Genomic DNA, 11321 nt, shown 5'->3' on the forward strand with positions numbered 1-11321 from the left:
TTATTATCTATATTCTTTGGGATGTATGCGATTATAACAAAAAATTAAATATTGAATGTATAAGCGATTATTTATTGGAAGAAGCTAAAAATTCCGAAACGAAAGAAAGCGATATTATAAAAGCTATGTCAAAAACTGGCGGAACAGTTTTTAAATTTGAAAACATAAATATTGATAAAAAAATTGATAATCCATTTATTCCCGTAAAAATTTTAAACGAAGCGAGACGAAATATAATAAGCTCGCTTGAAAAAATTTTGATTCAAAATAGAAAAGTAAATTATAATAAAAATATTTTTAACGAAAAAATAGAATATCCTAATACGAATATAAAAGTTGCAATAATAAGCGATATAAACAATAGTAATATAAGAGATAAAAATTACTACAAAATAATTTTATTTCCAAAAACATACAATAACGATATTAAAAAATTTTTTGAAGATAAAAAAATTGACGGAATAATTCTCCCTCATATAACTTTCGATAAAGATATAGAATTAATAAAAAATATAGTTTCAAAAGATATGATAGTTATTTGCAATAATCTCGGACAAATTGAAGCTTTGCTCGGCAAATGCATAATTTGGGCGGGAATTGGAATGAATACGATAAATAATCGGACTGTGGATTTTTTATATAAATTGGGAGTTTCGTTGGTTGTCTCTTCTATTGAAGCGGGAAAAAGATTAAAAAATACAATTTCTATAAAAAACGGATTTATCCCAGCGATGAATTTCGCTTTCTGTCCAAAAAGTATAGCTATTGGCTGCGAAAAATGCAAAGAAAAATATTTAATAGATTTCAAAAATAATGTCGTTATATTCGATTGCGTGACAATGCATAATAAGATAAGTTTTATTCTTGAAAATATAAATAATAAAAGCGGGGAGATTGAAATTTTTATTTGAATAATTATTTTATTATGATTTATATATCAAATCTAATAATATTTTTCCTTGTAATTTATTTTCAGAATTTATAAGAGGTTCAAAAATATTGCATAAATCAAAATTTATTATAGCAATATTCCATGATATAACAGTATTAATTTTATTTGATTCCACATCAAATGCAAAAATATAATCGACATTTAAAAACATTGGATTTTTAGCATATTTTGAACCAAGTCCTAAATATATATCGTCTTTTATAAAATTATGTTTAAAATCTAATTTTTTTAATAAAACATCTATACAATTTATATTGTCATTTTTCAATCCGAGTAATTTTCTTTCATCTTCTTTCAAAGATATATATTTTTCTTTATTTTCCTGCAAAAATACAAAAATCTTAAATTGTTTTGATTCTTTATAATTTTTTCTTTCAATAGAGGCTATAATATCAATATAAATTCTATTTGTATTTCTACCATGTCCCACTAAAATAGGTTTATCTCCTTGAGCATCAGGATAGCTAACCGCTAAAATTTTACATCCTATTTTATTTAATAATAATACGCTTGCATAAGTAATAATATCTTCTTTTGCCGTATTTAGCGATATTGGATATAAATTAATTGGAGTTCCAATACCTGTATTTAGACCATTCAAATAGTTTTTTATAATTTCATGATTCCAACTTATTTCACAAATAATATTTTGATTATAATCGCATAGTTGTAATTTGCAAGAATTAATAAAAATAGATTTATAACTCATACTTTTATATGTTTTCAAAAAAATTATTAAATCATCATCTAATATTTCATATAGTTTTGAATCTACTCTCTTAAAATCTAATTTTATTCCTGTAGCCACTTTAAAAATCTCTAAAGCAAGTTCTTCGTCAAAATTTTTAGAAATAAGATTGTTAAGTTGATTTTTAATATTTTCTGATAATCCATCAAATAAGGCATTATAACTTTCACTTCCAATTTTGTTTTGCCTTTTTATAACAAATTTTGTTATAACATTTTCTAATCCGAACAGTTGATTCATAAAAAATAAAATACCTCTATCTGGGTCCATAGCATGTCCAAAACGATTAATTTTAACAATAATTTTTTCTTGGATTTTCTGAAATCTTGGAGAGTCTACAAAATTATTCTCCAAACTTTTAAATTCCATAATATTAAAATATTTCATTTGTTCTTGTAAAAGATTTTTATAGGCTATACTAAAATCAGTGTATCTCTTCAACTTTTCTAAAATATTTTTAAGAATATCGTATAGTTCTTTATTATAGTTAATGCAAGATAATCGCTCTTCGTTAGTAATAAGTTGTAAAGAATTATTAATTTTCCAATCTATAAAATAAACCACAGTCCCTTGTTTAAGCGTCAGATTAATTTCTTGCAATAAAGTAATTTTATTTCCGCCTCCATGATTTTTAAAAGAATCATTATATAAAGGGCTAATTTTTAATACTGGAATTTTAAATAAACTAGCCCAAAAATATACATCGCTTCTCTGCATCTTATGGTCATCGGTCGGAACAGCCGTAGAATATTCAACCATTAAAATAGGAATTTCTTGTTTTTTTGAAACAATAGTTATTGCAATATCAAAATCTTTTAATTTAGTAATTTTTTTCAATATAGAATCCGATTCTAAAATAGCCCCTCTATTTTTTGTTGGATATATATTTTTTACAATTAAATTTTTATCAATTTCTAAAAGATAACTTTTAAAATCTAATCCTTGTTCTAAACAACCAGAATAAATTCTTATTTCATCTATTTCCATATATTACTCCTTTTGAAAAACCATAATATGTTCTTTTTTGTTTTTAGTCCTATAACTTTGAACAAATGAACGACTTGTTTTATCTAATTCGCTAAAAGAATAATCAATTAATTTCCAATTTAAATTTTTACATATTGGTAATAATTCCTCTTTAGCATTATATATTTCGCCAGAAATTTTACCATCTCCCATTATAAGAACTATAAAGCCTCCATTTTTTAGAATATAATTAGATTGTGTAAATATTTCTAATAAATCATTATTAAATTTTTCTTTTGGCAGTTTAAGACTTGAATATTCTCGTCTTGAACCTATTTCATTTTCCATTGAGAATTTAAAATCATAATTTAGCCAGCACATTCTATGTTTATGGTATAGATAATAGTCATAAGTATTTGGATAAGGCGGGGAAGTTAAAATAAGAGATACTGAATTTTCTTTTATTTTATGAGTAAGTTTTTTTGAATTATATAAAAATACTTTTAAATTTTTATTAGATTTAATATTTGTATTTCTATAAATGTTAATTGCATTTTGAAGTTTTTCACTAAATTTATCAAAAATATATTTTTTATTTAAATATGGTTTTTCTACACTAGCATATCTTGTATCAGAATCTTGATTTGAAGCTATATTGATAATTGAAGAAAAAATAAGATTAAGAAACAATATGTATTTCTTGTTATTTTGAGAATAAATTTTAATTTGTTCTTTTATAGACGATAATGCATCTATACATTCTGGCTTAAACCAATGGTTAATACTTTCGTAATAATAAGGTTTAACTAGATTATACTTTGGGTTAAAATTTTTTAAATACTCTAACTCTTTTTTATCTAAATCTAATAATTTAAATTGCGAGATTAAAATTGCAATAAAATTAATATCGAATCCAACAGCTTCACGATTGTAGACCTTTGATGCTAAAAGTGTTGTTCCGCTTCCGCAAAATGGGTCTAGTATTAGGCTATTTTTATTTGTATATTTATCAATATATTCAAGCGCTAAATCAATAGTAAATTTTGCTGGATAAGGGTGTATTCTATCAAGTTTCCTTAAATTTTCTATATCTAATGATAAAAAATTAGATTGCAAATCTAAAGTCATAGAGTCTTCCTTAAAACTACTATAAAAGAATGATTTTGATTTACATAAAATACACTAGGATAACCAAGTAAAACAAGTTTTCTTCTTTCATTTTGGTCCCATACAATTAAATCATGGTATTTAAATCCAGCTTCCATACCAGCTTGAGCTATATTACTATGTAAATCTATATATGGGATTTTATTTTTAGTATCTCTATAATCTTTTACAACCCAAATATTATAACCATTGGGTTTTATTTTCGAATAAAGTTTTTTCATTATATTTTTTACCGTTTTTATATAACTTTTCAACTCCATGTTTCCTAAATCTTTTTTATGGTTAGAATAAATTCTTGTTGTAGCATTATTATTTATTACAAAAGCCGATTTTTTATGCCTATTGCGTCTATCATCTATCACTTTGTGAATTAAATCAGCATAAGGAGGCGAAGTAAAAGTAAGGGATATGGAATTATCTTCTAATTTATCAATAAGTTTAACACAATCACCTTGAATAATACTATAATTTATATTTTTTGGATTAAATAAATCGCTTTCAATTTCTTTTAATGATTCTAAAGCAATATTATAAAATTCATTAGATAACTCAAAACCAATGGCATTTCTTCCCAATTCCAAAGCGCTTAAAACAGTTGTGCCTGTGCCTAAAAAAGGGTCTAAAACTAAATCGTTTTCTGAAGAATAAATAGATATTATCCTATCGCTTAATTTTTTAGGAAATGTTGCCCCATGTTTTAAAGCATTTTTAGAACGAGGAGAAGACACATCACTCCATACGCTCCTACTATTTTTAGCCCAATCTTGCGTGCTTAACCCATTAAAAGATTTTTTATTTATCAATTTTAATATCCTAAATAACTTTAACACTAATTATAATATATAATTTTAAAAAATGATAGTTTTACAATTTATATAACATTATAATATATATATATATATATATATATATATTATAAATTTACATTTTACTTTATTTTTATTTGAAATAAAAAATCATTATTCAATCTCTAATTTATTTTAGAAAGTCTAATTGTTGCGTCACTTCTGATTTATTTGAATATCTCATACTTATTCATTTCTTCTTATATTTTTCTTATCAATAATTTTCGCTTTTTGAATTTCTTCTTCGGATATATTATTTTTATATATTGTTTGTAGGAATATATTTTTATATTGATAAATTTATTTCTATATATATAATCTAATATAAAATTATATACAATAAAAAAATAGAAACGGTTAAAAAAATGTCGGAAAATTTTATAAATCAAATATATTACGGCGACAATTTGGATGTTATGAACGACAAAATTGCGGATAATTCTATAGATTTAATATATTTAGACCCGCCTTTTAATTCCAATAGAAACTATAATCGCATATATTCTACAAATACTGGAATGCCCGTTCCCGAAGAAGCGATTGCATTTTGCGACGCGTGGGAATTAACGGAAGATAAAATAGAGCAGATAAAACTTTTTACTGAAGAATTGAAAGTGCAAGACAATAACGAAAACTTTGCCAATTTTTGGGAAGCTTGGGTAAAAAACCTTCAATTTCAAAATGAAAAAATATTGTCTTATTTGGTATTTATGGCGAGACGATTAAGAATAATGAAACACAAATTAAAAGACACTGGCTCTTTATTTTTACATTGCGACCCTACGGCAAGCCATTATGTGAAAATAATTTTAGACGGAATATTTGGAGAGAATAATTTTATTAACGAAATAATTTGGTGTTATAATACGGCTGGAAGAGGCAAAAAAAGATTTGCTAAAAAACATGACACTATATTTTTTTACTCTAAAGATAATAGAAAATATTCTTTTTATGGCAAGGCTGTTGCAATTCCTATGAAAGCGGGACGAGAAAGTTTTGGGGGACGGTTAGAAACCGATGAAAAAGGAAGAAAATATAGATTAGTATATGGAACAAAAAATTCTGAAGGAAAAACGAAATATTATAAGTATTATTTAGACGAGGGTAAAATACCAGAGGATTGGTGGGTAGATATAAACGCTATTCAGTCTCAAGATAAAGAAAGATTAGGTTATCCTACTCAAAAACCAGTCGCGTTGCTTGAAAGAATTATAAAAGCTACCACTAAAGAAGGCGATATTGTTTTAGACCCTTTTTGCGGATGCGGGACTACATTAGACGCGTCTCAAAATCTAAAAAGAAAATGGATTGGTATCGATATATGCATGTTGTCTACTACTTTAATTGAAGAGAGATTAAAAAATAATTATAAAATATTGGTAAAAGGCAAAGATTATATAATAGACGGAATACCTATAACTATGGAGCAAGTAAAAGCCTTAATAGAAAAATCGGATAAGAGCAAAAACGAAGGACGCTATCAATTTCAATATTGGGCTATCGAAAAAGTTCAAGGCTTTGCATCCACTAAAAAAAGCGGAGACGGAGGAATTGACGGCTCTATTTATTTTTATAAAGATGAAAATAAAACATTAGGCAGAATGATTTTATCCGTTAAAAGCAATAAAAAACTTCAGGCTTCTTTTATAAGAGATTTAATCGGAACTATGGAAAATAATAACGCGGATATGGCGGGATTAATTTCTTACGCTCCTCCAAGCCAAGATATGTTAAACGAGGCTAAAAAGTCGGGAACATTCAAAATGAAAGACGGATTATTTGCAAATGTGGAATATCCGAGAGTTCAAATATTAACCGCCGAAGAAATATTAAACGGTAAAAAATTTAATTTGCCATACAGCCGATTAATAAAGAAAACTTAAATAAAAACTATTTTAACTTTATAATTTTTTATCTAAATATCTCATACTTATTCATTTCCTCTGCAATTTTCTTATCAATAATTATCGCTTTTTGGATTTCTTCTTCGGATATATTTTCCGTATTCGATTCTTTAGTTTGATAAAGTTTCGCTATTATCAACGACAATCTTTCGGTTTCGGTTGGAGTGAGATTTGTAAATGCGAATCTCAAATTTGGCAAAATTTCTATGAATTTATTTTCTTCGATATTTTTTATCGCTTCGTCTATTTCGTTTATCAAATCGTTATTTATAAAAAGAATATCTCTCGCTATAAAAAATATTCCGTTTAGAAAATAAGCTATCGATTCCGTTTCGGCGGTTTCTAAAAAATTCGATATGATAGATGCGAATTCTTTTGCGTCAATTTTGCCCGATTTATATTTTATAGAAAGACAAACGGCGAATATATGCGAACTGCCGAAAGTATTTTGAATCATAGAATCTATACTCCCGTAAAAAATTTCCTTACAATCCAAATCATCGTTTTCCAAAGTATAAATAAAAAGATTTTTAATATAAATAGAATATTTTAAAGCGCTCTCTTCGTCAAGATTTTTTATCGATTCCATATTTTGAGTAGCCAAAATAAAGCCAAGTTTTGAAAGCGATTTGATTTTAGAAATAATATCTACATTACTAAAAATATTTTCTCTCTCTTTATTTATATTTCCGTTAATTTTTTCAATATTTATAAGATAAGAAAAATTATCCAAAGCCTTGCATAAACTTATAAAATCGTTGTCGCTTAAAATTATATTTTCAATTTCGTTATAATTGTCGATTAAAAAATTATAAAGTCCCATAACGGTAGATTCTATAATCAGTTTTGAAATTTCTTCAGCGTTCAATTTGCTTTTCAATTTGTCTTTTATAAAATTCAAACAAAGCTCTTCAACACTCGTTCCGTAAACCGATTTGTCGATTAGTAAAGCCTCGACTTGACTATTATATTTATACTTCCAAATTTCCCTTGCAAGATTTTTATCTATTTTTTCAATATAATCGGGACCCTTTATAAGTTTGCAAAAATCTATATCTAAAAAACGCATTTTATGAAAGAATTTGCTTTTTTCAAAATGATTTTTATCTTTAATAATATCCAATATCGATTCTGTAGTTTCCGTTTTATCGATTCTTATTCTATGAGTTTTGCAAAGATTTCTAAAATCCAAAACGACTGGCGGAACTATGCTTTTTGACGAAACTTTACCGTTTGCAATTCCCGAAAGTAATTTCATCATAAGCTCGATATTTCCAGTATTTTCCAAACTAATTTCGCCTTTAACGAAAGCGCTTTTTACGGCGTCAATAAGTTCGTAAACTCCAGCGTTATTTTTTCCTCGCAATTTTGCAAGATTAATCGCCATATAATAAGCGTTTATGCAATCGGGAATATTTATATTATAATAATCTCTATTAATTCCCGCGGCTTTTATGATAAAATTTTTAACCGTTTCGGTATACGCGTTTTCGATTAAGTCTTCGTTTAATTTTTTCCAAATATTATTATAAAACGCGGGATATTCGATTCCAGCGATATATCCTTTTCTTTGGTCCGCTTCCTCGAAAGAATAAGGAATTAAATAATTTGAAGAATTCTGAATATTATATTTTTTTAATTTGTTAAATTCTTTTTCTATATTTTCAGAATCTTTTAATTTGTCGATTATTCCTTTTACATGAAAACTTCCCGTTATTACTAAAATTCCATTTGCTTTTTTATCGATAAATTCTTTAATATTTTTTGCCATAAAATATTCGCGGTTTTTAGTTTCAATATCTTCGCTTTCTATAAAACGCATATAATATCCCAACGCGAAAACGCTCTTAATAAAATCTTCGCTATTTTTCAATATTCCTTTTATTTCAAAATCTCTCTCCCAAAATTCCGCAAAACTTTTAAGTCCCGATTTTTTAGTAAGCCTGCTCGTATAATCGTTTACATTGAATTTATTATTGTCTTCATCGTAAATCGAAATCGGTTTTTTGTTTATATTATTTTCAGAATTTTCAATAATAGAACCGAAAGGCATATCTATAAAAGAACAGTTTATTTTTAATTCGTGAGATTTTTTTATTGCGACAAACTCGGGCGAATAATCCAAAAAAGGATAATAACTCCTGCATTTTTCTTTGCTTTTATCAATATAACTCGAATAAATACAAAAAGGAGGGGTCGTGTTTTCGTCAATCATATATTCCATTAAAGAATTCGCATCGCTCGGTCCTTCAATAAGAATATTTTCTGGTTTATAGTCTTCGATTATTTTTTTCAAATGATAAGCGCATGCTGGAGAATGATGCCTAACGGGAAAAAATTTAATATTATTTTGATTTTCGTTAAAACTAATTTCAAAATCATTATCAAAACTGTCTTTTAAATTTTCATTTTGTTTGGGCATTGTTTTTAACTTTTAATTTTAAATACGATTTAATAAATACAGCGGCAATTTCTAAGGGAGAAATCGCCGCCGCTTATTTAATAAAAATAATAAAAAGGAGCGATACTATTTTACTAGTATCTATGCAAATTATACACTATTTTAATAATTTTTTAAACTCATCCGCAAGCAGTTGAACATCCGTTCCGACAATTACTTGAACGGAAGTTTTGCCCGGTTTCAATACTCCTGGAAAATTCTTTTTAATTTCCGCTTCGTTAATAATGCCGTTATCTTTTACTTCCAATCTTAATCTCGTAATGCAATTATCGACATCGACTATATTCTCCGCTCCGCCAAGCAAAGGCAATAATAATTTAGCTTTGTCTAAATAGGAAGAATTTTTACTCGTGAAAATATTTTCGTAATTTTCATTTTCATTGTCTTCTCTGCCAGGAGTTCTTAAATTGAATTTTTTGATGGCAAAATTAAATATCAAGTAATACAGAACGAAGAAAACCAAGCCTTGAACAATAAGCATATACCATTTTACAGCCAAAGGATTTCTTGAAGACAAAACCAAATCTATGAAACCCGCCGAAAATCCAAATCCAGCAATCCATTGCATAGAAGCGGATATTGTTAAAGATATTGCAGTTAGTAAAGCATGAAGCAAATATAAAGCTGGAGCTACAAACATAAAAGAGAATTCTATCGGTTCTGTAACGCCCGTAAAGAAACTTGCAAATCCCGCCGCCAACATTATAGAAGTTATTTCCGCTCTATTTTCTGGTTTCGCATTTTTTATAAACGCAAGACATGCTCCCAAAAGCCCGAACATCATAATCGGAAAGAAACCCGCTTGATACATTCCAGTTTGTCCGACTGTGGCAAGTCCGTCTTCTATAGATTTAGCTCCTCCCAAGAAATTCGGTATATCGTTAATTCCCGCCACATCGAACCAGAATACAGAATTGAGGGCATGATGCAAACCGACTGGAATAAGCAATCTGTTAAAGAATCCGTATATTCCCGCTCCGATTGGTCCTAACCCAATTATAGCTTCTCCAAATTTTACAAGTCCGTTATAAACTACGGGCCAAACAAACATAAGTATTAAAGAAACGATTAACATAACGCCTGAAGTGATTATTGGAACGAATCTTCTTCCGCTAAAAAACGCCAAAAATTTAGGAAGTTCGACATCCCAGAATTTATTATATAAACCTCCCGCTATTAATCCGCAAAGAATTCCTATAAACTGATTGTTGATTTTTGAAAATCCCGCTGGAACTTCCGACAATTCTTTACTTTGAAGCATCGCAACCGTGTTTGGAGAGAGTAAAGTTGTCACAACCAAAAAAGCCACTATTCCCGTAAGAGCCGCCGCTCCGTTTCTATCGTTTGACATTCCGAAAGCGACTCCTATTGCGAAAAGAATCGGCATATTGTCTATAATCGAGCTTCCCGCCTTTATCAAAAAAGCCGCAATCGGACTTCCAGCTCCCCAACCGTTCGGGTCAATCCAATAACCTATTCCCAACAATATAGCGGCCGCTGGCAAAACGGCAACTGGAACCATTAAAGAGTTTCCTATTTTTTGTAAATATTTGAACATTGTAATCCTCCGTTCGTTAAAAATTTTATTATATAATTAGTATATATTTTTATTTTTTATAATCAATACGAAAAATATAAATCTTTATTTTTAATATTTTTTATTATATAATTTGAATAAATTTTATTTGGAGAAAATATTTTATGGCTTTTGTAAATAAAACGGAAATAAGAGTAATCTACGCCGATACGGACCAAATGGGAGTGGTTTATCATTCAAATTATTTAAGATATTTTGAAATAGGAAGAACGGAATTACTTAGAGAACTTGGAATTTCTTATAAAGAGATGGAAGCATGCGGTTTATTTTTGCCCGTTAAAGAAGTTTATATAGATTATAAAATTTCAATAAAATATGACGATGTTATTGTCGTTCATACTTGCATCGACAAATTAAAAAATGTTTCGTTAAGGCTTAAATATGAAATAAGAAATAAAGAAGATTCTAATTTATTATACACTACGGGTTATACTTTGCATCCTTTTATAAACAAAAACGGAGAGATAATTCATCCAGAAAATTATTTATACGATATAATGGCTAAAGGAAAATAGAGGTTTTTATGAAATGGCTTAATGTTTTATTTACGGTTTTATCTTCGGCAAATATGATAGGAGATATTGTCCGAAATAATAAATTGGAAAATAAATCAAAAAAATTAGACAGAAAAATTGGCGAATACGAAAGAGCGATAATAGAAAACGAAAGAGCGATAATAGA

8 protein-coding genes are annotated in these 11321 nt (G+C 27.8%); 3 read left to right on the forward strand and 5 right to left on the reverse strand.

Annotated features, from left to right (window positions below; all coding sequences use genetic code 11):
* The coding region (locus EZH24_RS02495; RefSeq protein WP_137997555.1) for a DUF3656 domain-containing protein at positions 1 to 911 on the forward strand (911 nt) is incomplete at its 5' end.
* 12 nt (positions 912 to 923) lie between these two features.
* Here the strand turns inward: EZH24_RS02495 and EZH24_RS02500 are convergent.
* From EZH24_RS02500 to EZH24_RS02510, 3 genes are read right to left on the reverse strand one after another with little or no spacing between them, the layout of a single operon-like run.
* On the reverse strand, positions 924 to 2687 hold the full coding sequence (locus EZH24_RS02500) for a hypothetical protein (protein WP_137997556.1): 1764 nt from the start codon (positions 2685 to 2687) through the stop codon (positions 924 to 926).
* A 3-nt stretch (positions 2688 to 2690) separates the two neighbouring features.
* Positions 2691 to 3794: a DNA methyltransferase gene (locus tag EZH24_RS02505; RefSeq protein ID WP_137997557.1), complete on the reverse strand. Its 1104-nt coding sequence runs from the start codon at positions 3792 to 3794 to the stop codon at positions 2691 to 2693.
* Positions 3791 to 4636, reverse strand: coding sequence for a DNA methyltransferase (locus EZH24_RS02510; RefSeq protein ID WP_201798552.1), 846 nt, complete (start codon positions 4634 to 4636; stop codon positions 3791 to 3793). The genes EZH24_RS02505 and EZH24_RS02510 overlap by 4 nt, the downstream gene beginning before the upstream one ends.
* A 407-nt stretch (positions 4637 to 5043) precedes the next feature.
* On the opposite strand from EZH24_RS02510, the gene EZH24_RS02515 reads away from it, so the two are divergent.
* Positions 5044 to 6561 carry a DNA methyltransferase gene (locus EZH24_RS02515; protein ID WP_137997558.1) on the forward strand — a complete coding sequence of 506 codons (1518 nt, stop codon included), beginning with the start codon at positions 5044 to 5046 and terminating at the stop codon, positions 6559 to 6561.
* Positions 6562 to 6589: 28 nt separating this feature from the next.
* Here the strand turns inward: EZH24_RS02515 and EZH24_RS02520 are convergent, their stop codons facing one another.
* Both EZH24_RS02520 and nagE read right to left on the reverse strand, forming a co-directional pair.
* Positions 6590 to 9004: a DUF5682 family protein gene (locus EZH24_RS02520; RefSeq protein WP_137997559.1), complete on the reverse strand. Its 2415-nt coding sequence runs from the start codon at positions 9002 to 9004 to the stop codon at positions 6590 to 6592.
* 136 nt (positions 9005 to 9140) lie between these two features.
* Positions 9141 to 10601: an N-acetylglucosamine-specific PTS transporter subunit IIBC gene (nagE, locus tag EZH24_RS02525; RefSeq protein ID WP_137997560.1), complete on the reverse strand. Its 1461-nt coding sequence runs from the start codon at positions 10599 to 10601 to the stop codon at positions 9141 to 9143.
* A gap of 143 nt (positions 10602 to 10744) precedes the next feature.
* Here nagE and EZH24_RS02530 point away from each other — a divergent pair, with 143 nt between their 5' ends.
* Positions 10745 to 11155: an acyl-CoA thioesterase gene (locus tag EZH24_RS02530; protein ID WP_137997561.1), complete on the forward strand. Its 411-nt coding sequence runs from the start codon at positions 10745 to 10747 to the stop codon at positions 11153 to 11155.
* Positions 11156 to 11321: the final 166 nt, after the last annotated feature.

This window comes from Brachyspira catarrhinii (assembly GCF_005518285.1).
Taxonomy (GTDB): domain Bacteria; phylum Spirochaetota; class Brachyspiria; order Brachyspirales; family Brachyspiraceae; genus Brachyspira; species Brachyspira catarrhinii.

Coding starts and splice junctions, on each gene's coding strand:
- EZH24_RS02500 (WP_137997556.1), bottom strand. CDS start 2,687: ATGGAAATAGATGAAATAAGAATTTATTCTGGTTGTTTAGAACAAGGA.
- EZH24_RS02505 (WP_137997557.1), bottom strand. CDS start 3,794: ATGACTTTAGATTTGCAATCTAATTTTTTATCATTAGATATAGAAAAT.
- EZH24_RS02515 (WP_137997558.1), top strand. CDS start 5,044: ATGTCGGAAAATTTTATAAATCAAATATATTACGGCGACAATTTGGAT.
- EZH24_RS02520 (WP_137997559.1), bottom strand. CDS start 9,004: ATGCCCAAACAAAATGAAAATTTAAAAGACAGTTTTGATAATGATTTT.
- nagE (WP_137997560.1), bottom strand. CDS start 10,601: ATGTTCAAATATTTACAAAAAATAGGAAACTCTTTAATGGTTCCAGTT.
- EZH24_RS02530 (WP_137997561.1), top strand. CDS start 10,745: ATGGCTTTTGTAAATAAAACGGAAATAAGAGTAATCTACGCCGATACG.